The 24,597-nt window shown below is 70.8% G+C and carries 20 protein-coding genes, 1 pseudogene and 1 riboswitch; of the genes and pseudogenes, 9 read left to right on the top strand and 12 right to left on the bottom strand.

What is annotated here, in order from left to right; translation table 11 throughout:
* Nucleotides 1–64 precede the first annotated feature (64 nt).
* Entirely contained in the window at nucleotides 65–874 is an 810-nt protein-coding gene (locus QQS16_RS09135; protein ID WP_286061127.1) for a PhzF family phenazine biosynthesis protein, read from the top strand.
* A gap of 93 nt (nucleotides 875–967) precedes the next feature.
* Here QQS16_RS09135 and QQS16_RS09140 read toward each other — a convergent pair whose 3' ends face one another.
* The gene (locus QQS16_RS09140) at nucleotides 968–1,768 is read right to left on the bottom strand and encodes a CPBP family intramembrane glutamic endopeptidase (protein WP_286061128.1); all 801 of its coding nucleotides are present in this window, start codon (nucleotides 1,766–1,768) and stop codon (nucleotides 968–970) included.
* A 167-nt stretch (nucleotides 1,769–1,935) separates the two neighbouring features.
* On the bottom strand, nucleotides 1,936–3,453 hold the full coding sequence (locus tag QQS16_RS09145; protein ID WP_286061129.1) for a glutamate-cysteine ligase family protein: 1,518 nt from the start codon (nucleotides 3,451–3,453) through the stop codon (nucleotides 1,936–1,938).
* 556 nt (nucleotides 3,454–4,009) lie between these two features.
* Here QQS16_RS09145 and QQS16_RS09150 point away from each other — a divergent pair.
* The 3 genes from QQS16_RS09150 to QQS16_RS09160 all read left to right on the top strand — a co-directional run bounded on the left by QQS16_RS09150 (nucleotide 4,010) and on the right by QQS16_RS09160 (nucleotide 6,543).
* A complete protein-coding gene (locus tag QQS16_RS09150) occupies nucleotides 4,010–4,594 on the top strand; it encodes a hypothetical protein (protein WP_286061130.1) in 585 nt (194 codons plus the stop codon).
* A 417-nt stretch (nucleotides 4,595–5,011) separates the two neighbouring features.
* Nucleotides 5,012–5,215 (top strand): DUF5999 family protein, encoded by a 204-nt coding sequence (locus QQS16_RS09155; RefSeq protein ID WP_286061131.1) that lies wholly within the window; start codon nucleotides 5,012–5,014, stop codon nucleotides 5,213–5,215.
* A 278-nt stretch (nucleotides 5,216–5,493) separates the two neighbouring features.
* Nucleotides 5,494–6,543 carry a LacI family DNA-binding transcriptional regulator gene (locus tag QQS16_RS09160; RefSeq protein WP_286061132.1) on the top strand — a complete coding sequence of 350 codons (1,050 nt, stop codon included), beginning with the start codon at nucleotides 5,494–5,496 and terminating at the stop codon, nucleotides 6,541–6,543.
* 268 nt (nucleotides 6,544–6,811) lie between these two features.
* On the opposite strand, the gene QQS16_RS09165 is transcribed toward QQS16_RS09160, so the two are convergent.
* The 8 genes and pseudogenes from QQS16_RS09165 to kdpF form a co-directional block, all read right to left on the bottom strand.
* A complete protein-coding gene (locus QQS16_RS09165) occupies nucleotides 6,812–7,894 on the bottom strand; it encodes an endo-1,4-beta-xylanase (protein ID WP_286061133.1) in 1,083 nt (360 codons plus the stop codon).
* Between the two features lie 55 nt (nucleotides 7,895–7,949).
* Nucleotides 7,950–8,747, bottom strand: a complete 798-nt coding sequence (locus QQS16_RS09170; RefSeq protein WP_286066263.1) for a carbohydrate ABC transporter permease — start codon at nucleotides 8,745–8,747, stop codon at nucleotides 7,950–7,952.
* A gap of 80 nt (nucleotides 8,748–8,827) precedes the next feature.
* Nucleotides 8,828–9,826 carry a carbohydrate ABC transporter permease gene (locus QQS16_RS09175; protein WP_286061134.1) on the bottom strand — a complete coding sequence of 333 codons (999 nt, stop codon included), beginning with the start codon at nucleotides 9,824–9,826 and terminating at the stop codon, nucleotides 8,828–8,830.
* Between the two features lie 6 nt (nucleotides 9,827–9,832).
* Nucleotides 9,833–11,125 carry an extracellular solute-binding protein gene (locus QQS16_RS09180; protein WP_286066264.1) on the bottom strand — a complete coding sequence of 431 codons (1,293 nt, stop codon included), beginning with the start codon at nucleotides 11,123–11,125 and terminating at the stop codon, nucleotides 9,833–9,835.
* Nucleotides 11,126–11,309: 184 nt separating this feature from the next.
* Complete coding sequence (locus QQS16_RS43920; RefSeq protein ID WP_502963896.1) at nucleotides 11,310–11,417, bottom strand: hypothetical protein; 108 nt, start codon at nucleotides 11,415–11,417, stop codon at nucleotides 11,310–11,312.
* On the bottom strand, nucleotides 11,378–12,766 hold the full coding sequence (locus tag QQS16_RS09185; protein ID WP_502963776.1) for a glycoside hydrolase family 43 protein: 1,389 nt from the start codon (nucleotides 12,764–12,766) through the stop codon (nucleotides 11,378–11,380). Before QQS16_RS09185 ends, QQS16_RS43920 begins: the two co-directional genes overlap by 40 nt.
* Nucleotides 12,767–12,993: 227 nt before the next feature.
* A pseudogene (locus QQS16_RS09190) lies at nucleotides 12,994–14,029 on the bottom strand (potassium-transporting ATPase subunit KdpA); the annotation flags it as partial.
* An 8-nt stretch (nucleotides 14,030–14,037) separates the two neighbouring features.
* Nucleotides 14,038–14,112: a K(+)-transporting ATPase subunit F gene (gene kdpF / locus QQS16_RS09195; RefSeq protein ID WP_286066265.1), complete on the bottom strand. Its 75-nt coding sequence runs from the start codon at nucleotides 14,110–14,112 to the stop codon at nucleotides 14,038–14,040.
* A 398-nt stretch (nucleotides 14,113–14,510) separates the two neighbouring features.
* Between kdpF and QQS16_RS09200 the strand changes: the two genes are divergently transcribed.
* Nucleotides 14,511–16,481, top strand: a complete 1,971-nt coding sequence (locus tag QQS16_RS09200; RefSeq protein WP_286061135.1) for an APC family permease — start codon at nucleotides 14,511–14,513, stop codon at nucleotides 16,479–16,481.
* A 107-nt stretch (nucleotides 16,482–16,588) separates the two neighbouring features.
* On the opposite strand, the gene QQS16_RS09205 is transcribed toward QQS16_RS09200, so the two are convergent.
* Complete coding sequence (locus QQS16_RS09205; RefSeq protein WP_286061136.1) at nucleotides 16,589–17,200, bottom strand: DUF1707 SHOCT-like domain-containing protein; 612 nt, start codon at nucleotides 17,198–17,200, stop codon at nucleotides 16,589–16,591.
* Nucleotides 17,201–17,314: 114 nt separating this feature from the next.
* On the opposite strand from QQS16_RS09205, the gene QQS16_RS09210 reads away from it, so the two are divergent.
* The 4 genes from QQS16_RS09210 to QQS16_RS09225 all read left to right on the top strand — a co-directional run bounded on the left by QQS16_RS09210 (nucleotide 17,315) and on the right by QQS16_RS09225 (nucleotide 21,176).
* A complete protein-coding gene (locus QQS16_RS09210; protein WP_286061137.1) occupies nucleotides 17,315–17,710 on the top strand; it encodes a TOBE domain-containing protein in 396 nt (131 codons plus the stop codon).
* A gap of 270 nt (nucleotides 17,711–17,980) precedes the next feature.
* The gene (gene modA, locus QQS16_RS09215; protein WP_286066266.1) at nucleotides 17,981–18,826 is read left to right on the top strand and encodes a molybdate ABC transporter substrate-binding protein; all 846 of its coding nucleotides are present in this window, start codon (nucleotides 17,981–17,983) and stop codon (nucleotides 18,824–18,826) included.
* Nucleotides 18,811–19,689: an ABC transporter permease gene (locus tag QQS16_RS09220; protein ID WP_286066267.1), complete on the top strand. Its 879-nt coding sequence runs from the start codon at nucleotides 18,811–18,813 to the stop codon at nucleotides 19,687–19,689. The genes modA and QQS16_RS09220 overlap by 16 nt, the downstream gene beginning before the upstream one ends.
* A gap of 347 nt (nucleotides 19,690–20,036) precedes the next feature.
* Complete coding sequence (locus tag QQS16_RS09225; protein ID WP_286061138.1) at nucleotides 20,037–21,176, top strand: ABC transporter ATP-binding protein; 1,140 nt, start codon at nucleotides 20,037–20,039, stop codon at nucleotides 21,174–21,176.
* A 166-nt stretch (nucleotides 21,177–21,342) separates the two neighbouring features.
* On the opposite strand, the gene gcvP is transcribed toward QQS16_RS09225, so the two are convergent.
* On the bottom strand, nucleotides 21,343–24,228 hold the full coding sequence (gene gcvP / locus QQS16_RS09230; protein ID WP_286061139.1) for an aminomethyl-transferring glycine dehydrogenase: 2,886 nt from the start codon (nucleotides 24,226–24,228) through the stop codon (nucleotides 21,343–21,345).
* A gap of 175 nt (nucleotides 24,229–24,403) precedes the next feature.
* A riboswitch (glycine riboswitch) is annotated at nucleotides 24,404–24,499 on the bottom strand.
* Nucleotides 24,500–24,597: the final 98 nt, after the last annotated feature.

Consider the following 24,597-nt stretch of genomic DNA (forward strand, 5'->3'; position numbering starts at 1 on the left):
CAGGGGGCCACCAACTCCGCATTGGCCTTGGCCGACGGCTCCGACGACCCTCTAGCTTCGGGCCATGCGTATCCGAATCGTCGACGCCTTCACCGACCGCCCCTTCGCCGGCAACCCGGCCGGGGTCCTGCTCCTCGACGCCTTCCCGGACGACGACCGGCTCCAGCAGGTCGCCCTGGAGGTCAATCACGCCGAGACCGCGTTCGCCCACCCTCTGCCCGAGGGCCGTGAGGCCGACTGGGCGCTGCGCTGGTTCACACCCGCCGCCGAGGTCGCCATGTGCGGGCATGCCACGCTGGCCACGGCCCACGTGCTGCGCACCACCGGCGCCCACCAGGGCCCGGTGCGGTTCGCCACCCGCAGCGGCGTCCTGATCGCCACGCCCCGCGAGGACGGCTCGATCACCCTGGACTTCCCGACTGCCCCGCTCACCCGCGTCGACCTGCCCGACGGCGTGGCCGAGGCCCTCGGCGCCGAGCCGCTCAGCACGTTCGACACCGGATCGAACATCGGCGACCTGCTGGTCGAGGTCGCGGACGAGAAGACGGTCCACGCGCTGAAGCCCGACCTCAAGGCGCTGGGCGCCTACTCCGAGCGCGGCATCATCGCCACCGCCCGCGCCGAGGACCCGGGCCGAGGGTACGACTTCGTCTCCCGCTGCTTCTTCCCGAACATCGGCATCGACGAGGACCCCGTGACCGGCAGCGCCCACACGGCTCTCGCCCCGTTCTGGTCCGAGCGCCTCGGCCGCGCCGAACTCACCGGACTTCAGGCCTCCGCCCGCTCCGGCCGCGTCCACACCGAGCTGCGGGGCGACCGCACCCTGCTGAGCGGCCGCGCGGTCACCGTCATCGAGGGCGAGCTGCTCGCCTGAGCGGTGCGGGAGGAGACGTAGCGAAGCACGCAACAAGAAGGACGTACCTAAAAAGGGGCGTACGAGATGGTCGTACGCCCCTCTTGAGCGGCCTCAGGCCGTCGGCAGCCACCCGACCTTGCCGGCCAGCAGGGCGTAACCGACGAACGCCCCGATGTCGAGCAGGGAGTGCGCGACCACCAGCGGTCCCACCCGGCCCCAGCGGCGGTACAGGTAGACGAACACCACGCCCATCACCATGTTCCCGATGAACCCGCCGACGCCCTGGTAGAGGTGGTACGAGCCGCGCAGGACGGAACTGGCCAGCAGGGCCGCGCCGGGGGACCAGCCCAACTGGCCCAGGCGGCGCAGGAGATAGCCGACCACGATGACCTCTTCGAGGATCGCGTTCTGCATCGCCGACAGGATCAGCACGGGATACTTCCACCACACGTCCGGCAGCGCCTCGGGCACCACGGTGAGGTTGAAGCCGAATCCGCGTGCGGCCAGGTAGAAGGCGATGCCGCTGCTGCCGATCACCGCCGCCACGGCGGCCCCGCGGCCCAGGTCCGGCCAGGGCCGGGTGTGGTCGAAGCCGAGGGTCCCCAGTCCCCGCCCCTCACGCAGCAGGAAGTGCGCGACCAGCGCCACCGGCACCAGCGCCGAGGTGATACCGAACAGCTGCCAGGCGAGATCGAGCCACGGACGGCCGGGCGCGGCCGAGGCGTTGAGGGTGGCCGCCTGGTCCTTCAGACCCCCCGGCCTGGTGACCGACCCGACAAAGCTGATCAGGGCCGACACACCGCTCGCACCGAGCGAGAGCCCCAGAACGAGCAGGGTCTCGTCCCGGTACATCCGTCGCGAAAGCCGCTCCGGGGGAACGGAATCGGCCACCGGGCCCGCCTCCGACTGCACACCTGCCTCCAGTTGAGTTGTCCCGCCGGAGCGCGCCCCCCGCTTCTGCGTGCCGTACGGCCGGATCCCGGCACGACGGTCGACAGGCAACAGGGAGGGCACCACGGTCCTGGGACATCACAGCTTGCCCGATCGGCAGGGGACGGGCGGCGGCGGCCCCGGTCGGGTCACCCCAGCGGCACCGGCTCGGGCAGCCCCACGGGCCAGGTGTGCACGGGCTCTCCCTTGTGCATCAGGTCACGGTACCGACGGGTGGTGGCGGCCAGCGCCGCGTCGCGTGACATCCCGGCCTCCAGCGCCCGGTGGAAGGTCGCGGTCTGCCAGGACGCGCCGTTGACCCGGCGCCGGCACCGCTCCTCGATCACACCGAGGTAGAAGTCCCGGTCGGCGGCCTCGACCCCCCACGCCTCCAGTCCGGCCTCGGCGAGCGGCAGCAGTTCGTCGCGGACGAGGCTGACGGCGTCGATCTCGGCCGTGCCGCCGTGGCGACCGCGCCGGGGCCAGGTGAGGCGGGCGTCGATGCCGTGCCGGCACGCGGCGTCGAAGTTGGCGGCGGCGGCCTCGAACGGCAGCCGGGTCCACACCGGACGTGACTCCTCGGCGAGGGCGCGGACGACGCCGTAGTAGAAGGCCGCGTTGGCGAGGACGTCGGTGATGGTCGGCCCGGCGGGCAGCACGCGGTTCTCGACGCGCAGGTGCGGGACGCCGTCGGCGATGTCGTAGACCGGGCGGTTCCAGCGGTAGACGGTCCCGTTGTGCAGGACGAGCTCGGCCAGCTTCGGAGCGCCCCCCTTGTCGAAGACCTCCACGGGGTTCTCGTCGTCGCAGATCGGCAGCAGGGCCGGGTAGTAGCGCAGGTTCTCCTCGAAGAGGTCGTACGCGGAGGAGATCCAGCGCTCGCCGAACCAGGTCCGCGGGCGCACGCCCTGGGCCTGGAGCTCGGGCGGGCGGGTGTCGGTGGACTGCTGGAACAGCGGCGGACGGGACTCGCGCCACAGCTCGCGGCCGAACAGGAACGGCGAGTTGGCGCCCACGGCGATCTGCGCGGCGGCGACGGCCTGGGCGGCGTTCCACACATCGGCGAACCGGCCCGGGGTGACCTGGAGGTGGAGCTGCACCGAGGTGCAGGCGGCTTCGGGCGCGATGGACCGGGAGGTGCACGTCAGACGCTCCACGCCGTCGATGTCGAGGGCGAAGTCCTCTCCGCGGGCGGCCACGATCTGGTCGTTGAGCAGCGCGTAGCGGTCGACGTCGGACAGGTTGGAGGAGACCAGGTCGTCCCGGTCGAGCGTCGGCAGAATACCGATCATCACGATGCCCGCGTCGACCTCGTTCGCTTTCCGGTCGGCGTACGCCAGTGAGGTGCGGAGTTCCTCCGCGAGCTGGTCGAATACCCGGCCGCCCAAGCGGTGTGGGGCTATGTTGACTTCCAGGTTGAACATGGCGAGTTCTGTTTGGAAATCGCGGCTGGCGATGCGTTCGAGCACCTGCGCATTGAGCATTTTCGGCATACCGTCGGGGCCGGTGAGATTCAATTCGATCTCCAGCCCCATCAGGTTCTTCGGGCGGTCGAACCGCTCCTCGGCCAGGAGTCGCTCGAGCACCGACAGACACTGCCGGAGCTTGTCGCGGTAGCGCTGGCGATCGGACAGGTCGAACTGCCCTGCCACGACCTTCTCCCCCATGGGAGCGTCCTCCTTGATCGGGCGGGCCGTCGAGCCGGCCGCCGGTGTGCGGGTCAGGTGGGATGATGCCCCGCCAAGACGATCGATAACGTCCCGGGCGGACCGGACAGCCGCTACTCTTGCGGATGTGACCGGTGGCACATTCGCCAGGCATGGCGCACCGTGCAGTTTCGAGTTCCCAGTGGAACTCGTGAAAAACGCCGACAAGAATGGGCCGTCCGCTCTCCGGCCATTACCCGAGGTCATCGCCGTGCGAACGCCTTGGAATCGGGATGATTCCCGCGAATCAGCGACCGATTGAACTCTTGCCGGACTCACCGAAAGCGGCTAGACGAAACACTGTGTGAACATATGTCGTATAAACTCCGCGAACAAGGCAGAAGGCTGGCGCCCGCGGCCCTCGATCCTGCCGTCAGGTGATCTGCGGCAGGCCCTCACCCGCATCCCCGGTTCGCCGGGTCATGGCCCCCGCCTCTCGTGCCTCGTGAGCTGACAGCGCCGTCCGCCCCGCCCCGCCCTCGCGCCACTGTGCCTGTCGAATGAGAGGCGACCCACCATGCCGCTGCATGTCCCCCCGGCTCCCGCGCCAGCCCTTCGATCCGTCCTCACCGCCCTCGGCTCGCCCACCGCGGTCCGCGAGGCCCGAACTCCCTCCCTGCTGCACGCCCAGGGGCCCGCCACCCCCGAGCTGCCGCTGCCCGTGCACGTCCTGGACGGGATCGACGCAGCGGGCGTCCCCGTCACCCGGCTGGCCGGCTGGCGTTTCATGATCCGCTGCGGCGACCGCGTGGTGGCCGCGGCAGAGACCATGCTGACCGCCGACGGATGGGCGTTCTCCCGCTTCTTCGAGGGCCCCTACATCGCCTCGACCGAGCGCGCGCTGCGCCAGGCCGAGACCGTCGCCCAGCCCTACCAGCCGCGTCTGCTGTCGGTACCCGGCCTGTACATGCTGACGCTGTGGCTGCACGGCGAGTGCACCGCCGACGGCGCGGTGGGCCATCCCGCCGCGACGGACCTGCTCGTCCCGCTGGCCCCCGCCCCGCCCGGCATCGCGGCCCACCGCCCGCACCGGGTGGCCGATCTGCTCCCGGTGCTCACCCATCGGGTGACTCCCGCACCCCTGCTCAGCTCGCCCGCCTGAATTCCCCCGCCCCGGCGGCCTTCGTACCCCGCACCGGAATTTCCCGGTGGCGGGGTACGACGCTGATTCCGATCCCTATAGGCTCGGACCGGGATACCGGGTGCCTCTTTCGCTCGTACGAGCACTTTACGGCTCGTACGAGCCGGAGGCGGGGCTAATCCCGTCCGGACTAGCCCTATCAGGCCACTGTGAACCACCCAAAGAGACAGTGCAGTTGGGGTGAACCGTCCGCGCGGGTGACGCGTCCTCAACCTGTGAGGAGTGGTGCCGCGAAATCCCTGCGGATTGACGCCCGTAGGGCAACACTGGGTTCCGACCGACTTATCACAACGGGGGGCGGCCATGAACGACGCTTCAAGCCGCGGATCAGACACGACAGCCATCTCATCCGTCACGACAGAGCGAAAGATCCCATCAATGTGCCAGCACCAGCCGCCGTGCCCGACAGCCGAGTCCGCCGACCGGGAGTCCGCCCGTCTCGTGGCGCACCACCCGGAACAGGGGTGGAGCCTGCTGTGCAACGGCGTCCTCCTCTTCGAGGACACCGGTGAGCTCCTGCCGGACGGCCGGGTCATCGCCCCGCACCGTCCGCTGGCCGGCCAGGTGATGACGGCCGCCTGAGCCTGCCCGGGCGGCCATCGCTCCGCCCGGCCCGCCAGGGGCCCTCGCTCTGCCCGGAGTACCGAGGGGCCGGCTCGCGGCATCGACCGCGCACCGGCCCCGACGCATGTCCGGCGGCGGTCACTCCCCGTAGTCCCCCGTGCGGGCTCCGGTCCCTCAGGGGGTTCCGGGCGTGGCCTCTTCCCACGGTCGCCCTCCTTCCGGAAGACTCCTGGAAGTTTCGAGAGCTCGCCCGGTGAGCAGGGGCCGGCGGGGCACCCGTCGACGGAGGTGGGGAAGTGGCAGCACGCGAGGCCGACGCCGGGCCGGCGCCCGAGGCGCGGGGCAAGGTCACGATCACGGAGATCGCCCGGCGGGCCGGGGTCTCGGTGCCGACCGTGTCCCGGGTCGTCAACGGCCGCTCCGACGTCTCGCCGCGGACCCGGGCCCGGGTCGAGGACCTGCTGCAACGGCACGGCTACCGCAAGCGCCCCGCCGCCCCCGGCACTCGCGCCGCCCTGCTCGACCTCGTCTTCGACGACCTCGACAGCCCGTGGGCGGTGGAGATCATCCGGGGGGTCGAGGAGGTCGCGCACGCGGCCGGGGTGGGCACCGTGGTGTCGGCGATCCACGGGCGCGCCGGCGACGCCCGGGAGTGGCTGCGCAATCTGCGGGCCCGCGCCTCCGACGGCGTCATCCTGGTCACCTCGACGCTGGAGCCCGTGCTGCACCAGGAGTTGCGCATCCTCGGCGTGCCCCTGGTGGTCGTCGACCCGGCCGGCTCCCCCGCTCTCGACGTGCCGACCGTCGGCGCCGCCAACTGGTCGGGCGGACTGGCGGCCACCGAACACCTGCTGTCCCTGGGGCACCGCAGGATCGGCCTGATCGCCGGTCCGCCCCGGCTGCTGTGCTCCCGGGCCCGCTTCGACGGCTACCGGGCCGCCCTGGAGGGCGCCGGCCTCACGGTGGACGACACGCTCGTCGTGCCCGGCGACTTCCACCCGGAGTCCGGCTTCACCGGCTGCAACGCCCTGCTGGACCTGGCCGAGCCGCCGACCGCCCTGTTCGCGGCCAGCGACCAGATGGCGCTCGGCGCGATCGAGGCGCTGCGGCGGCGGGGCCTCAGAGTGCCGGAGGACATGAGCGTGGTCGGTTTCGACGATCTTCCGGAGGTTCGCTGGTCCGCCCCGCCGCTCACGACGATCCGCCAGCCGCTCGCCGACATGGGCACGCTGGCCGCCCGCACGGTGCTGCGGCTGACCCGCGACGAGCGGCCGGACTCGCCGCGGGTGGAACTCGGCACCGAGCTGGTGGTCAGGGCCAGCACGGCACCGGTGGCCACGGCGTAGTCACGGATTCCCGGCCGACGTCGACGGCCACGTTTCCGGCCGGGGCCGTGACGCTCACGCGTCCCACGACGCCGGTGTTCACGGCCGGGGCCTTGACTCCCACGCGTCCACGACGCCGGCGTTCACGGCCGGCGTCGACGTCCGTGTTCCCGGCCGGGACCTCGACGCCCACGTGCTCGGCCGGCCCCTGCACCCACGTTCCCGGGCACCCCCCTCGCCGGCGCCCGGGAACGGGTCCCTGCCCCGTTCGGCGGCTCGGTTCAGCGCCTCACCTCAGCGCCTTCCTGATCGCGAAGTACGCCGGCTTCGGAGCCAGTTGCTCGTCCCACGGCAGGGCCGCGCCCTCCCCCTCGAAGAACGCCGGGATCCACGAGTACTTGTCCGTGTAGTCCCACAGCGTGATGCCGACGCAGCGGCGCACCGCGAGGCACGCCTCGGTCAGGTCCCGGTACCACTGGGCCTGCGTGGCCAGCTTCGCCTCGTCCGCGGGCAGGTACATGCGGATGTCCACCTCGGTCAGGGAGGTGTCCAGGCCGAGCCGGGAGAAGCGGCGGAGGTTGTCCTCCAGGGTGGTCGGATAGCCGTACTGGAGCGCCAGATGGGCCTGGAGGCCGATGCCGTCGAGCGGAACGCCCTGGGCCTTGAGCTCCTGGGCCAGCCTGTAGTAGGCGTCGCTCTTCGGGCCGATCGCCTCGATGTTGTAGTCGTTCAGGTAGAGCTTGACCTTCGGGTCGGCCTGGCGGGCCCAGCGCAGCGCGTCGGCGATGTAGCCGGGGCCGAGCGTGTTGTAGAAGATCGTCTCGCGGTAGGTGCCGTCCTCGTTGAACGCCTCGTTGACGACGTCCCAGGCGAAGACCTTGCCCCGGTAGTGCCGTACCTCAGCCTGGATGTGCTTCTTCAGTACGGCCCGCAGTTCGGCCGGAGTCCACTCGCGGCCGGTGAGCCAGTCGGGCAGCTGACTGTGCCAGACGAGCGTGTGCCCGCGCACCTTCTGGTGGTTGGCCCGGGCGAGGTCCACGATCTCGTCGCCCTTGGACCAGTCGAAGACGCCCTGTTCGGGCTCGGTGGCGTACCACTTCATGCCGTTGCCGGGGGTGATCTGGTCGAACTCGCTGCCGAGGATGGCCTTGTAGGGCTCGTCGGTGAGTTCGGGGTTGTCGGTGGCGCTGCCGAAGTAGCGGCCGTGGCGCTGTGCGAGGTCGGCGAGGGTGGCCCGCTGACCGTGCGGCGTGCCGTGCTCTTCGCCGGCCTGGGCGGTCGGTCCGGTGGCGACCCCGGCGGCGACCAGGACGGTCGCGAGAGCACCGGCGAGTCTGAGGCGGGAGCGGGAGCGGATGGTCGTGGTGGGCATGGTGCGACTCCTCACGGTCGGGGGTGTGGGTGAGCCGTACGGGCGCGGGCGCCGGTCATCCCTTCGTGGCGCCCGCGGTGAGGCCGCCGACGAGCTGGCGCTCGGCGACCGAGTAGAAGGCGAGGGCGGGCACCATGGCCAGCACCAGGTAGGCGAAGACCTTGGCGTACTCCGCGGAGTACTGGCCCTGGAACTGCTGCACACCGATCGGGATGGTCCACCACGTGGAGTCGGTGAACACCAGCAGCGGCAGGAAGAAGTTGTTCCAGCTGGTGACCACCGCGAGCACCGAGACGGTGCCGAGCGCGGGCCGCGCCATGGGCAGCAGGACTCGCCAGAAGAACCCGAGCGGTGTGCACCCGTCGAGCGTGGCCGCCTCCTCCAGCTCGCCCGGGATCTGCCGGAAGAACCCGCGCAGGATGATGATCGTCATCGGCAGCCCGAACGCGGCCTGCGGCAGGATCACGCCCAGCGGATTGTCCAGCAGCCCCAGCGAGCGCAGCAGCAGGAACAGGGGTAGCGCCGCCACCGCGAAGGGGAACATCAGCCCCATCGTGAACAGGGTGAACAGGAACTCCCGCCCCCGGAAGGCGAACCGGGCGAAGGAGAACGCGGCGAGCGCGGAGGCGGCGACGACGAGGACGGTCGTCCCGATCGCGATGAGCGTGCTGCTGCCGACGAGTTGCCAGAAGGCGCCCGAGCCGAGGATGCCGGTGTAGTTGGAGGTCACCCAGGGGTCCGGCAGCCCGATCGGGTTGCGGGAGAGCTGGTCGGTGGACTTGAAACCGGAGATGACCGCGTAGAGCAGGGGTACGGCCATCACCGCGCCGACGACGACGAGGACGACGTGCATCGGCAGGGTGCGCCGGCCCTTCCCGCGGCGAGCCGGCTTGCCCGTGGGCGTCCGCGGTGGACGCGTGTGCTGAGCGAGTGTCACTTCCCGCCTCCTCGCATGGTCGTGGTCGCTCCTTCGAGGTCGCGGCGGAGCACGAACCGCTGGTAGGCGAGGGCGAAGACGAGGCTGATGCCGAACATGACCACGCTGATCGCGCTGGCGTAGCCGACCTGGTAGCGCTTGAAGCCGTACTGGAACATGGTCACGGCCATGGTCTCGGAGTGGTGGTCGGGGCCGCCCTGGGTGATCACCCACACCAGGTCGAAGAGCTGGATCGAGCCGATGACGGACAGGAACACGCTGATGCGCAGGGTGGGTGCGATCAGGGGCAGGGTGACGTTGCGGAAGCGCTGCCAGGGGCTCGCGCCGTCGATGAGCGCCGCCTCGTTCAACTCGGCCGGGATGGACTGGAGTCCGGCCAGGCAGAGCATCATGTGGAAGCCGAAGTACTTCCAGGTCATGACGATGAAGAGGGTCGCCATGACGGTGGAGGGGTCGGCGAACCAGGTCCCGCCGAGCCCGTCCAGGCCCACACTGCCCAGGACCTGGTCGGCGAGTCCGTCGTCCGGGGCGAAGATCATGGCGAACAGCACGCCGGTGATGGCCTCGGACAGGATGTAGGGCGCGAAGAACAGCATCCGGTAGACGGCACGGCCCCGCATCCGCTGGTTCAGCAGCACGGCCATGGCGAGCGCGAACGGCAGTTGCAGCACCAGCGACAGCACGACCAGGACCAGACAGCGCCACAGGTCGCCCAGGAACACCGGGTCGTCGAAGAGCCGGGTGAAGTTGTCGACGCCGATGTAGTCGGAGGGCATGCCGAAGCCGCCCCAGCGGAAGAACGCGGCGTACAGGGCGAACAGCATCGGCAGCAGCACGAGGCCGATGAACAGCACCAGGGCGGGCAGCTGGAAACCCATCGCGGTGAGCCAGTTGAGCGCACGGCGCCGGGCCCGCCCCCGGGCCGCGGCGGCGGCCGGGGGCGGCGGGTCGACGTCGGGCCCGGTCCGCTTGTCCGGAAGGAACGTGGAGGTCATCGCCGGCTACTGCTCTTCCTTCGCGGTCTTGGTGAGCGACTCGGTGACCTGCTCGGGGGACTTGGAGCCGGCCACGAGGGCGGCCACGCTGTCGTTGACCTCCTGGCCGAGGGCGGGGGCGTACGCCTGGTCGAGGTAGAGCTGGAAGCCGGTGGCCCCCTTCAACTGCGTCTGAACGGCCTTGGTGTTGGGGTCGGTGATGGCGCTCTCGGCGGCCGGGACCACCGGCAGGACGCCGGTCTTCTTGACCAGCTCGATGTCGGTCGCCTCGGAGGCGAAGAACTTCAGGAAGTCGACGGCCGCCTGCGGGGCGTCCCTGCGCAGGGCGTGCCCACCGCCGCCGCCGAACACCTCGGTGAGGGCGCCCTTGCCACCCTCGATCTCGGGGAAAGGGAAGAAGCCGAGGTCGTCCCCGAGTCCCTTGCCCACGTCCGCCTGGACCACCGGGGCCCACTGGCCCATGAGTTCCATCGCGGCCTTGCCGTTGCCGACGGCCGCGGCCTGGCCGCTCGGGGTGGAGTAGGCGGCGTTGAGGAAGCCCTTCTGGAACGGCTGGAGGTCCACGAGTTCCTTGAGGTGCTCGCCCGCCGTGACGAAGTCGGCCCCGGTGAAGTCCTGGTCCTCGTTGGCCTTCTGCAGGGCCTCCGCGCCCGCCGCGCGCATGGCGAGGTAGGCCCAGTAGTACATGCCGGGCCACTTCTCCTTGCCCGCGAGGGCGATGGGGGTGATGCCCTTGGCCTTCAGCTTGCCCACGGCGTCGAGGAAACCGCTCCAGGTGGTCGGGGGCGTGCTGACGCCGGCCCGCTCGAAGAGCGCCTTGTTGTACCAGAAGCCGATCATGCCGATGTCGAACGGGATGCCGTACACCTTCTCGTCGAGCAGATACGGTTCCTTCGCGACCGACAGCAGGCCGTCGGACCAGGGCTTGGTCCGGTCCGTGAGGTCCTCGACCAGCCCGGCGTCCACCTGCTGCTTCAGGACGCCGCCGCCCCAGGTGTGGAAGATGTCGGGCAGCTTCCCGGAGGCGGTCAGCGCCGTCATCTTCGACTTGTAGGCGTCGTTCTCCAACTGGACGATCTTTATCTTGACGTTGGGGTTCTGGGCCTCGAACTTCTTGGCGAGGGAGGCCCAGACGTCCTTGGTCGGCTGCGTGGTGGAGATGTTCCACCACTCGACGGTGGTCGTCCCCGACGACCCTCCGTCCGAGTCGCCGCCGCAGCCGCTCAGTGCCGTCATGCCCAGTCCGGCGGCGGCGGAGGCCGCCAGGAAGCCGCGGCGGGACAGTGCCGGGTCGCCCATCATGCGCTCCTTGGGTACGGGACGGCGCATGCATGCCCGTCCACTGATTTCGAAAGTTTCGAAGATAATTCGGAAAGTTCGTTGTTGCCCGCACCCTAGAGACAGCTGTCAAACGGTGGCAACCCCTTGTACGCGGGGAATGTTGAAGTACTTCGCCGTCGACTCGCTCCGGAAAGCCGCCGCTTCAGGCGCCCGACGGCGTGTACGCGAACCGGTCGAAGGGCGCGCCGCCCTCGGTCACGTACATGCCGATCACCCGTCCGGTGAATCCTCCGGCGACCTGCGTCGACAGATGGCGGCCGTCGAGTTCGGCGAGCAGCTCACCGCGCTCGGCCTCACCCGTGCTGTCACCCCCGACTCCAGCGCTGCCGTCCGCGCTCCGGCCCGCGTGCTCCGTCCCGATCGAGAAGGCGATCGTGTCGGGACCTCCGGGCCTGATCCCGGAAGCCGGTTCCCGTGAACTCGTGACGGTCGGGGGCAGCGGGGACGCCGTGCCGATCTCGACGACCAGCGTGACCGGCCCCGGCGGAACCGGCTGCCGCGCGAGGGGTCCAGGCGGGTCGCGGCACGGCACTCGGGATGCTGCCTGCGCCCGACGAAGGTGTGGCCCGGCCGGTCGAGCCTGTCCCCCGCGGCATGCAGGGTCAGCCGGTCCGGCCGCTCGGTCAGCGACCAGGAGCCCTCCGGCCGGCCGCGCGGGGAGGTCCAGTGCGGTGTGGGCCGACCGGCGCCGAAGGCATCGCGCTCCGGCGGGAGTTGGACGGGATGCCAGGCGTGGGGCGCGGGATGCCGTTCCCGCACCGGGCCGACCCGCGGCCAGCCGTCCACCCACTCCACCGGGGTCAGGAAGGTGTCCCGGCCGAGGACGTGGGAGGACGGGAAGAAGCCGCGGGGTCGCGTGCCCAGGAGCAGCATCCACCAGGTGCCGTCGGGTGCCTGGACCGGATCGGCGTGGCCGGTGCACTGGATCGGCAGGCCGGTGCCGCGGTGGGTGAGGACCGGGTTGGCGGGGGCTGGTTCGTAGGGGCCGCGCGGGGAGCGGGCACGGGCGATCGAGACGCTGTGGCCGTGGGCGGTGCCGCCCTCGGCGAGCCTCAGGTACCACCAGTCGCCGACGCGGTAGAGGTGCGGCGCCTCCGGGTGCTGCCCCCCGCTGCCCGACCGGACCGGCAGCGGCCCTTCCAGTACCTTCCCGGTCGCGGGATCGACGCGGGCGACCCGGACGCCGGAGACGGCGCACCGGCAGGATCCGTCGTCGTCCCACACCAGGTCGGGATCGATCCCGTCCAGGTCGATCCCCACCGGGTCGGACCAGGGGCCCTCGGGACGTTCGCCGGTGACGAGGAAGTTGCCGCCACCGGTGACATTGGTGGTGATCATGTGGAAGCGGCCGTCGTGGTGGCGGATCGTCGGGGCGTGGATCCCGGCCGAGGCCACCGTGTCGCCGGACAGCGGCAGTTGCCCGGGCCGGTCGAGGACGTTGCCGATCTGCCGCCCGTGCACGAGGTCACGGCTGTGGAAGAGCGGCACGCCGGGGAAGTACTCGAAGCTGGAGCAGACGAGGTAGTAGTCCTCGCCCACCCGGCACACACTGGGGTCGGGATGGAAGCCACCGAGCACCGGGGTGTCGTACGCCCGCATGCGCGTCAGTCCCTTCGAGCGTCGCTGGGGCGAAACTTTCGGATGATCTGGCGAACGTTACGGAGCTGCACTGTAGGTGGCTCTCGGGAGCGGGGCAAGACGTCACGCACCCACCGCGGCAGGCGTACGCACGTCCGTCAGTCGTCGAAGTCACTTGCCCTGAAGTCAGTTGCCCTGAAGCCGGTTGCCCTGAAGCCGGTTGCCCTGAAGCCGGTTGCCCTCGATCAGTTCTCTACCGCGCCCGTCGAGGTGAGCGTGGTCGACACCGCGAAGATCGACGACGAGCCGATGCCGAAACGGACCTCCTTGCCCTCCACCGCCCGCCCGCGAGCTGGAGCGCCGGGCCGTGGTGGGCGAACTCGGTCCACATCATCAGGGCGGTGAAGCCGACCCAGACGGTGGCCATGGTGGTGAGGATCGCGTAGCCCTGCCGGACCGAGCCGACGAGCACGCCGAAGGTGCGGGTCAGGGAGAACGGGACGACCAGCATCAGGAGGATCTCGAAGAGGTTCGTGAACGGCGTGGGGTTCTCGAAGGATGCGTCGAGTTGGCGTTGAAGTAGCCGCCGCCGTTGGTGCCGAGTTCCTTGATGGCCTCCTGCGAGGCGACCGCGCCGCCGTTCCACTGCTGCGACCCGCCCATGAACTGCCCGACCTCATGGATCCCGGAGAAGTTCTGGAGGACTCCGCGGGCCACCAGCACGAACGCGGCGACGAAGGCGCCCGGCAGCAGGACACGCGTGATGCCACGCACCATGTCCGCCCAGAAGTTGCCGAGTTCACCGGTACGGGACGACCTGGCGAACCCCCGTACGAGAGCCACCGCGACGGCCATGCCGACGGCCGCGGAGACGAAGTTCTGCACGGCCAGACCGGCGGTCTGCACGACGTGGCCCATGGCCTGCTCGCCGTAGTACGACTGCCAGTTGGTGTTGGTCACGAAGGACGCGGCGGTGTTGAACGCCTGGTCCGGGTCGATCGCCCTGAAGTCGAGGGACAGGGGCAGCACACCCTGGACCCGCTGCAACAGGCACAGGAAGAGCACGCCCGCCGCGGAGAAGGCGGGGATGCCGCGCGGATACGCCGGCCAGCGCATCTCGGTGTCCGGATCGCCACCGATGCTCTTGTAGATCCACTTCTCGGCACGCCAGTGCCGGTCGGACGAGTAGACCTTGGCCATGTAGCTGCCGAGGGGGACGTAGGCCAGTGCCAGCGCTCCCATGAGCGCGAGCAACTGGAGCACGCCGGCGAGTACGGGACCCATGACGCTTCTCAGAACCTCTCCGGGAACAGCAGGGCGAGGACGAGACAGCCCAGCAGGGCGACGGCCACGGCCGGGCCGACGATGCTCTGGCGGTCACAGCTTCGTCACCCCCTTGGCGACGAGGGCCACCAGCGCGAAGACCGCGACCGTGGTGACGACGAAGGCCAGATCGGCCATCGTGAGCTCCTGGATGGGGGTTCGAAGGGAACGGACTGTCGCCGGTGCGCGTGCGCCCTGCCCGTGCCGAGCGGCGGGCGACCGTGGCTCCGCAGCGGCCCGCCGCCCACCCCGCGGATCACCCCTGGATCACCCGTGGCCCCGGGAACCAACCCGTGGATCACCGGAGACCAGTCTTAACGGAAGCTTGACGCCCTCCCCGCCCTCACGCCCGGGCCCAGGCGTCACTCCCCGCTTACGCTGATGCGGCCGTACGCGTGATGGCCGGATCCACACGCTGAGCCGCACCTCAGGAGCACGCCCGATGGCCACCACGGAACACCCTCTCCCGACGGAATCGCTGCCACCCAGCCGTCTGCGTTCCTGGATGCTGGAGGGGTTGTCCGACATGGGCAGGAGCGGCGGCCACCAGGGACCGCACGCCGCACCGCAACCCGCCCACCAGGGCCAACGCTGGTGGCGGGTGATGTGCCTGACCGGTGTCGACTACTTCTCCACCCTGGGTTACCAGCCGGGCATAGCCGCTCTCGCGGCCGGCCTGCTGTCACCCGTGGCGACGATCGTGCTGGTGATCGTCACCCTCGCGGGCGCCCTGCCCGTGTACCGGCGCGTGGCCGAGGAGAGCCCCCGAGGTGAGGGCTCGATCGCGATGCTGGAGCGGCTGCTGTCCTTCTGGAAGGGCAAGCTGTTCGTCCTGACCCTGCTCGGCTTCGCCGCCACCGACTTCCTGATCACCATCACTCTCTCGGCGGCGGACGCGTCCACCCACCTGATCGAGAACCCCCACCTCACCGGGGTCCTGCACGACAAGCAGATGCTGATCACGCTGATTCTGGTGGCGCTGCTCGGCGCGGTGTTCCTCAAGGGCTTCCTGGAGGCCATCGGCGTCGCGGTCGTCCTCGTCGGCCTCTACCTGGCACTGAACGTCGTCGTGGTCTTCGACGGCCTGTGGCACATCGTCACCGCGGGCCATGTCGTCACCGACTGGTCCGGCGCCCTGACCGCCGAACACGGCAACGTCTTCGCCATGATCGGCGTGGCCCTGCTGGTCTTCCCGAAGCTCGCCCTCGGCCTCTCCGGCTTCGAGACGGGCGTGGCCGTGATGCCGCACGTCCAGGGAGATGCGGACGACACGGACGAGCGACCGGCCGGCCGGATCCGCGACACGAAGAAGCTGCTGACCACCGCCGCCCTGATCATGAGCGGCTTCCTGATCGCCACCAGCTTCATCACCACGCTGCTGATCCCGGAGAAGGAGTTCGAGCCGGGCGGCGCCGCCAACGGACGCGCCCTGGCCTACCTGGCGCACACGTACCTGGGCAGCACCTTCGGCACGGTCTACGACGTCTCGACCATCGCCATCCTGTGGTTCGCCGGCGCCTCCGCGATGGCCGGCCTGCTCAACCTGATGCCGCGCTATCTGCCCCGCTACGGCATGGCCCCGCACTGGGCCCGCGCGGTGCGCCCGATGGTGATCGTCTTCACCCTCGTCGCCTTCCTGGTCACCTGGATCTTCGACGCGGACGTCGACGCCCAGGGCGGCGCCTACGCCACCGGCGTGCTGGTCCTGATCAGCTCCGCCGCGGTCGCGGTGACCACCGCCGCCCGCAAGGCCGGCCAGCGGAAACGGACCATCGCCTTCGCGGTGATCTCGGCGGTGTTCCTGTACACGACCGTCATGAACGTCATCGAGCGCCCCGACGGCGTGAAGATCGGCGCCTGCTTCATCGCCGGCATCATCCTGGTCTCCCTGCTGTCGCGGCTGGCCCGCGCCTTCGAGCTCCGCGTGACCAGCGTGACGCTGGACGCCATGGCGGAACGTTTCATCAGGGACATGGCCAGCCGCAGGATACGGTTCATCGCCAACGAGCCGGACCAGCGGGACAGGGCCGAGTACCGCGACAAGATCGAACAGATCCGCCAGGACAACGACATCCCCGGCGAGGACTTCGTCTTCGTCGAGGTCACCGTCCTCGACCCGTCCGAGTTCGAGTCGGGCCTGACGGTGCGCGGCGAGGTGCTGCACGGCCGCTACCGCGTCCTGACCCTGGAGTCGTCCTCCGTCCCGAACGCCCTGGCCGCCCTCCTCCTGCACGTCCGCGACTCGACCCGGTGCACCCCGCACATCTACTTCGAGTGGACCGAGGGCAACCCCTTCGCCAACTTCCTCCGCTTCCTCCTCTTCGGCCAGGGCGAGGTCGCCCCGGTCACCCGAGAGGTCCTCCGCGAGGCGGAACCCGACCGGTCCCGCCGACCTCGGGTCCATACGGGGTGAGCTGCGGAGCCGGGGTGAGCCGCGGGCAGCCGAGGGAGCCGGGGGCGCAGGGGTGAGCCGGCCGGGGGCGGCGGGAGGCGGTCGGCGGGCCGAGCCCCACCGCGCTCCTACCGGCCGAACCACCGCGGCGGACGCACCACCACCTGCCCGAGATTCAGCTCTCCCGTCACCATCACACGCAGTACCACCGGAGCCCCCGGCGCAGCCCCCGTCCGCCGCGTCTTGACCCTCGCGTAGTTGGTCACCAGCGCGTCCGTGTCCACCACGACCCCCGGCCGCGTCAGCACCTTCAGGGCGCCACCGCGGATGTCGAGATCGAGATGCAGCGTGTCGTGGGTGATCACGGCCTGCGTGAAGTCGAGCGTCACCTCGCCCCACGTGGAACGGACCTCCATCCGCCGGGGCACCACCCACCCCTCACCGCGCCGCGTCGACGCGCCCTCCTGCTCGATCCGGACGACGTCCTTGGCCCCGGCCGCGCCCACGCCCGCTCCCGTCGGCAGATCCGCCGTCAGAACGGCCAAGTCACCCGCCGTGCGCGCGGTCAGCGCCGCTTCCACCCGTTCGTCGAGCTCCTCAGCGGTCAGCCGACCGTCCCCCGCCGCGATCCGCAGCACTTCCACGACCTGGTCCCGGTCCGCGTGCGAGACCCTCAGCGCGAGCTGCGCGGCGGCACCGGCCACCCCATCGCCCCGCACCGACCCGTCCGACACCGGCATGCGCCACTCCCGTCCTCGACCCACCACGCTCTCGCCCACTAACGCTATATCGCGTCATACCCAACGGCCACCCCACGCCCGCGGTTCCCCACCGGCGCCCCTATCGTGACCGGCATGCAGTCCTACACGATCGGCCAGGCAGCGCGGCTGCTCGGCGTGAGCCCCGACACCGCGCGCCGCTGGGCGGACGCCGGCCGGATGGCGACCCACCGCGACGACACCGGCAGACGCCTCATCGACGGCCGGGACCTGGCCGCGTTCTCGGTGGAGCTCGCCAAGGCCGGAAGCGGTGAGGAGGACCCGCCGTACACGTCCGCCCGCAACGCCTTTCCCGGCATCGTCACCGCGATCAAGCTGGGCGATGTCGCCGCCCAGGTCGAGGTCCAGGCCGGCCCGCACCGGCTCGTCTCCCTCCTGACCCGCGAGGCCGTCGAGGAACTCGGCCTGGAGGTCGGCATGGAGGCCACCGCCCGCGTGAAGTCGACGAACGTACATATCGACCGCACCTGAACAGGAGCCCCGCCGCCCGGGAGGCGTCGAGCTCTCGCAGAAACGCCGCTCCTGTAGAAGCGCACATGCATACTCCAATCCTCACTTGCGCCCGCTCTTGCGATGCGAAAGCAGACTTACACCTCGCACATGCGGAAGTATGATCGGCGCATCGGGAGAGTCCGACCGGCTCTTCTGCGGACAGACCGAGGAAGTGGACCCGACATGACTCGTTCCGCGCGCCGGACCAGCCGGGCCCGCCAGACCGATCCCATCCGCCAGACCGACCGGATGCACCTCCGCCCAGGCCGACCCGACCGGACCGGCCGGACGCTGCGGGCGGTCGGCGCGGGAGCCGCGGCGCTGCTGGCCCTCACCGCCTGCTCCTCGTCCGGCACGACGTCCGGCTCGAGTGCTGACGCGGGTGCCGGAGCGGGCACGTCCGGCACCTCGGCGCAGCTCTCCGGCACGGTGACCGTCTTCGCCGCCGCCTCCCTCCAGGAGAGCTTCACGGCCCTGGGCGAGGAGTTCGAGAAGGAGCACCCCGGCGCGAAGGTCACCTTCAACTTCGGCGGCAGCGACACCCTCGCCGCGAGCATCACCGGCGGTGCCCCCGCCGACGTCTTCGCCGCGGCCAGCGCCAGGACGATGGCGGCCGTGACGGACCAGGAGGACACCGTCGGCACACCCACCACCTTCGTCCGCAACCAACTGGAGATCGCCACCCTGCCGGGCAACCCCGACGACATCTCCTCCCTCAAGGACCTCACCGAGCCGGGCCTGAAGGTCGTCCTATGCGACAGGACGGTGCCGTGCGGCGCGGCCGCCCAGTCCGCCCTGGAGGCCGCCGGTCTCGAACTCACGCCGGTCTCCTACGAGCAGGACGTCAAGGGCGCCCTGACAAAGGTCGAGCTGAAGGAGGCCGACGCCGCCGTCGTCTACAGGACCGATGTGAGGGCCGCGGGTGACAAGGTGGAGGGCGTGGACTTCCCAGAGTCGGCCAAGGTCGTCAACGACTACCCGATCGCCCTCCTCAAGAACGCCCCCAATCCCGACACGGCGAAGGCGTTCATCGCGCTGGTCAAGTCCAGCGAGGGCCGGCGGGTGCTGACCGAAGCCGGATTCCTCGAGCCGTGACCGGACCCGTCACCCCGGAGGGCGGACCGCGACGTCGCCGTGACCGCAAGGCCGACGGAGACCGGACCCGACGCCGGAACCGAGGCCGGAGCGCTCCGCTCCCCCTCCTCCTCCCCGCGCTCGCAGGCCTGGCCTTCCTCCTCCTTCCCCTGGTGGCCCTTCTGGTACGCGCCCCCTGGCGCAGCCTCCCGGAGCAGCTGACCAGTCCCGAGGTCTGGCAGGCACTCCGGCTGTCGCTGGTGTGTGCCACGGCGGCGACCGCGCTGAGCCTGGTCATCGGCGTGCCGCTGGCGTGGCTGCTGGCCCGCACCGACTTCCCCGGACGCGGGCTGGTCCGCGCCCTGGTCACCCTGCCCCTCGTCCTGCCCCCGGTGGTCGGCGGTGTGGCCCTGCTGCTCGCGCTCGGCCGCAACGGCGTCGTCGGACAGTGGCTGGACTCCTGGTTCGGCATCACCCTGCCGTTCACCACGGCGGGCGTCGTCCTCGCGGAGACCTTCGTGGCGATGCCGTTCCTCGTCATCAGCGTCGAGGGCACCCTGCGCGCCGCCGACCCGCGCTACGAGGAGGCGGCCACCACCCTGGGCGCCTCCCGCTTCACCGCGTTCCGCCGGGTCACCCTCCCGCTGATCGCCCCGGGCATCGCCGCCGGTGCCGTGCTGGCCTGGGCCCGGGCGCTGGGCGAGTTCGGTGCGACGATCACCTTCGCCGGCAACTTCCCGGGCCGTACGCAGACCATGCCGCTCGCGGTCTACCTGGCCCTGCAGAACGACCCGGCGGCCGCCATCGCCCTGAGCCTGGTACTGCTCGCCGTCTCCATCGCCGTACTGGCGGGCCTGCGGGACCGCTGGATGACCGCGTCCTGAGCCGATGCCGAACACCTCCGACAAGGCACGGCACACGGGGAGACCCCGCCGGACCACCTCCGAGCCCGTGCCGGCCACCCCCCGATGCCAACCCGTTCGAGGCACCCCGGACGAGCCCGGGCAGCACACCCCCGAGGCCGGCCCGATCCCGGCACCCCTGGGCAGCACGCCCCCGAGGCAGGCCCGACCCCGGCACTCCCGGGCAAGCCCGAGCCCGGCGCCCCTGAGACAGCCCGAGCCGGACACCCGCAGACCACACCGGACACCCCCGAGCCCAGCCCATACCGCACGCACGCTCACGCTCCCGACACCGAGCGGGCCCCGAGACCGAGCCGGAGGACCCCCTCATGCCTGACGCCACCCCAGCCGACCCCGACGCGAACCCCGACCCCAGCCTCAACCCCGGCCTCAATCCCGACCCCGACCACGTCACCACCGACACCCACCCCCCAGCCCTCGACGCCCATCTCGTCGTCGACCGCGGCACCTTCCGCCTGGACATCACCCTGACCGCCGCCCCCGGTGATGTCGTCGCCCTGCTCGGCCCGAACGGCGCCGGCAAGACCACCGCCCTGCGCGCCCTCGCCGGTCTGGTCCCGCTCACGCACGGCCATCTGCGCCTCGACGGCGCAGAGTTGGACCACACGCCACCCGAATCCCGTCCGGTCGGCGTGGTCTTCCAGGACTACCTGCTGTTCCCGCACCTGTCCGCCCTCGACAACGTGGCGTTCGGCCCGCGCTGTCACGGCGCCACCAAGGCGAGCGCCCGCGCCCAGGCCGCCGAGTGGCTGGATCGCCTGGGCCTGGCCGAGCACGCCGGGGCCAAGCCCCGCAAGCTCTCCGGTGGCCAGGCCCAGCGCGTCGCCCTCGCCCGCGCCCTGGCCACCCACCCCCGCCTGCTCCTCCTCGACGAGCCCCTGGCCGCCCTGGACGCCCGCACCCGCCTGGAGGTGCGCGCCCGACTCCGCCGCCACCTGGCCGAGTTCGAGGCCGTGGCGGTCCTGGTCACACACGACCCGCTGGACGCCATGGTGCTGGCCGACCGGCTCGTCGTCGTCGAACACGGCCAGGTCGTCCAGGAGGGCAGCCCCTCCGACATCGCCCGCCATCCCCGTACGGACTACATCGCGCAACTGGTCGGCCTCAACCTCTACCGGGGGCGGGCCGAAGGCCACACGGTCCGCCTCGACGCCGGCCCCGCCGTGACCACCACCGAGGACCTGTCCGGCCCCGTCTTCGTCGCCTTCCCCCCGAGCGCGGTCACCCTGCACCGGCACCGCCCCACCGGCTCCAGCGCCCGCAACCTCTGGCGCTGCGAAGTGGCCGGCCTGGAGACCCACGGCGACCAGATCCGCGCGGACCTCACCGGCGAACTCCCCCTCGCCGCCGACCTCACGACGGTCGCCGCGGCCGAACTCGACCTGCACCCCGGCGCACCCGTCTGGGCAACCGTCAAAGCAACGCAGACACACGCGTACCCGGCATGAACCCCACTGACGACTGCGGTGGGCCCCACCCAGCCGCCCCCTTAGGCCCAGCCCACCCCGCGCCTCTCCACCCCGCCCCTGGCGACCACATGAAACGGAAAGGGCTCCACCCGGCGCACAGCCGGACGGAGCCCTCCTCCAACGCGTCAGCCCGCGTCGCGCGACATCAGTCCTCGTACGCGTCCAGCGGCGGGCAGGAACACACCAGGTTGCGGTCGCCGAACGCCTGGTCGATACGGCGCACCGGCGGCCAGTACTTGTCCGCCACCGACACCCCGCCCGGGAAGACGGCCTCCTCACGCGTGTACGCGTGCTCCCACTCGCCGCCCAGCGCCCCGGCGGTGTGCGGGGCGTTGCGCAGCGGGTTGTCGTCCGCGGGCCACTCACCCGAGCCGACCTTCTCGATCTCCGCGCGAATCGCGATCATCGCCTCGCAGAACCGGTCGAGTTCGATCAGATCCTCGGACTCGGTCGGCTCGATCATCAGCGTCCCGGCCACCGGGAACGACATCGTCGGCGCGTGGAACCCGTAGTCGATGAGCCGCTTGGCGACGTCGTCGACGCTCACACCCGTCGCCTTCGTGAGCGGCCTCAGGTCGATGATGCACTCGTGCGCGACGAGTCCGCCGGGCCCGGTGTACAGCACGGGGTAGTGCGGCTCCAGCCGCTTGGCGATGTAGTTGGCGCTGAGCACCGCCACCTGCGTGGCCCGCTTCAGCCCCTCGCCGCCCATGAGCCGCACGTACGCCCACGAGATCGGCAGAATTCCCGCGGAACCCCAGGGCGCCGCCGAGATCGGCCCGACACCCGTCTCCGGCCCGGCCGCGGGCTGCAGCGGGTGGTTCGGCAGGTACGGCGCCAGGTGCGCGCGCACACCGACCGGCCCGACGCCCGGGCCGCCGCCGCCGTGCGGGATGCAGAAGGTCTTGTGCAGGTTCAGGTGCGAGACGTCCCCGCCGAAGTGCCCCGGCTTGGCGAGCCCCACCAGCGCGTTCAGGTTGGCGCCGTCGACGTACACCTGCCCGCCCGCCTCGTGCACCTGGGCGCAGATGTCCGCGACATGCTCCTCGAACACCCCGTGCGTGGAGGGGTACGTGATCATCAGCACCGACAGCTCGTCCCGGTACTGCTCGATCTTGGCCCGCAGGTCCTCGACGTCGATCTCGCCGTCCCCGGCGGTCTTCACGACGACGACCTTCATCCCGGCCATCACGGCACTGGCGGCGTTCGTCCCGTGCGCCGACGAGGGGATCAGGCACACGGTCCGCTGCTCGTCGCCGTTGGCCCGGTGGTACCCGCGTACGGCCAGCAGTCCCGCCAGCTCGCCCTGCGACCCGGCGTTGGGCTGGAGGCTGACCTTGTCGTACCCAGTGACCTCGGCGAGACGTTCCTCCAGCTCGCGGATGAGCGTGAGGTAGCCCTGCGCCTGCTCGACGGGAGCGAAGGGGTGCAGCTGCCCGAACTCGGGCCAGGTGACCGGCTCCATCTCCGTGGTCGCGTTGAGCTTCATGGTGCAGGAGCCCAGCGGGATCATCCCGCGGTCGAGCGCGTAGTCCCGGTCGGCGAGCCGGCGCAGGTAGCGCAGCATCGCGGTCTCGGAGCGGTACTGGTGGAAGACCGGGTGCGTGAGGTAGTCGTCGGTGCGCAGCAGCGCGGCCGGCAGGGAGTCCTCGGTGGCCGCGTCGAGCGCCTCGATGTCGCCCTCGACACCGAAAGCGGCCCACACCGCGGCCAGTGGGGCACGCCCGGTGGTCTCGTCGCAGGCCATGGAGACGTGGTCGGCGTCCACCAGCCGCAGGTTGACTCCGTTCTCCCGCGCGGCGGCGACGACCTGGGCGGCCTTCGCGGGTACCCGCGCGGTCAGCGTGTCGAAGTAGGAACCGTGCACCACCTCGACCCCGCCGGCCGTCAGCCCGGCCGCGAGGATCGTGGCGTACCGGTGGGTGCGCCGCGCGATGCTCCTGAGGCCCTCGGGCCCGTGGTAGACGGCGTACATGGCGGCCATCACCGCGAGCAGCACCTGCGCCGTACAGATGTTGCTGGTCGCCTTCTCCCGGCGGATGTGCTGCTCACGCGTCTGTAGCGCCAGCCGGTACGCCCTGTTCCCGTCCGCGTCCACGGACACGCCCACGAGCCGCCCGGGCAGGCTGCGCGCGAACTTCTCGTGCACGGCCATGTATCCGGCGTGCGGCCCGCCGAAGCCCATCGGCACGCCGAACCGCTGGGTCGTCCCGACCGCGATGTCCGCGCCGAGCTCCCCCGGCGACTTCAGCAGCGTCAACGCGAGCAGATCCGCGGCGACGGTCACGAGCGCGCCGAGCTCGTGGGCCCGCGCGATGACCGGCTCGATGTCACGTACGGCTCCGGAGGCGCCCGGGTACTGGAGCAGCACGCCGTTGATCTCCCGCTCACCGAGCTCGGCCGGGATGCCCTCGCCGAGGTCCGCGACGACGACCTCCACTCCGGTCGACTCGGCGCGCGTCCGGATCACGGCGATGGTCTGCGGCAGCACGTCCGCGTCGACCAGGAACAGACCCTTCTTGTTCTTCCCCATGCGCCGGGACAGCGCCAGCGCCTCGGCGGCGGCCGTGCCCTCGTCCAGCAGTGAGGCACCGGAGGTCGGCAGCCCGGTGAGCTCGGCGACCATGGTCTGGAAGTTCAGCAGCGCTTCGAGGCGCCCCTGGGAGATCTCCGGCTGGTACGGCGTGTAAGCGGTGTACCAGGCGGGATTCTCCATCACGTTGCGCAGGATCACGGGCGGCGTGAAGGTCCCGTAGTACCCGAGTCCGATCATGGAATCGAGGACCTGGTTGCGATCGGCCAGCGACCGCAGCTCGGCCAGCACCTCGGCCTCGGTGCGCGCACCGGGCAGGTCCAGCGCGTCGGCGTTCTTGATCACGTCCGGCACCGCGGCGGCGGTGAGCTCGTCCAGTGAGCCGTACCCGACCTGGGCGAGCATCTTGGCCCGCGCTTCCTGGTCGGGCCCGATGTGGCGCTGTTCGAACGGAATTCCCTGCTCCAGCTCCGAGAGCGGAATGCGGTGGGCGGTCATTGCGGAGGCCTCCTGGTCTGACGCGACCTTCGAGGGGCACCACGGCACGGGTACCCGGACGGCCTCCCCCTCTGTCATCTCGACCTGAGAGCTTCACCGGACACCCGAGGGCGCCCGGCTTTCACCGTCGGTGAGAGCGGAAGCCGTCGACACCCGCTCTGCTTTCCAGAGTGACCTCGTCCATGCGGTACGTGGGCCTGAGAGATTCCGGGGAGGATTTGCTCCTTCGGCGCCTCCGGTGATGTCCGGAGGACTCTCCCGCATGGGATCAGCAGCCGTTTGTCAGCGTACCAGCGCGGTCAACGCCCGAGCGTTCGAGTGGCCGCCTCCTTGATTGTGCTCTTTCGTTGTGCTTACGGACGGATTGCG

The sequence above is a fragment of the Streptomyces sp. ALI-76-A genome (assembly GCF_030287445.1).
GTDB lineage: Bacteria > Actinomycetota > Actinomycetes > Streptomycetales > Streptomycetaceae > Streptomyces.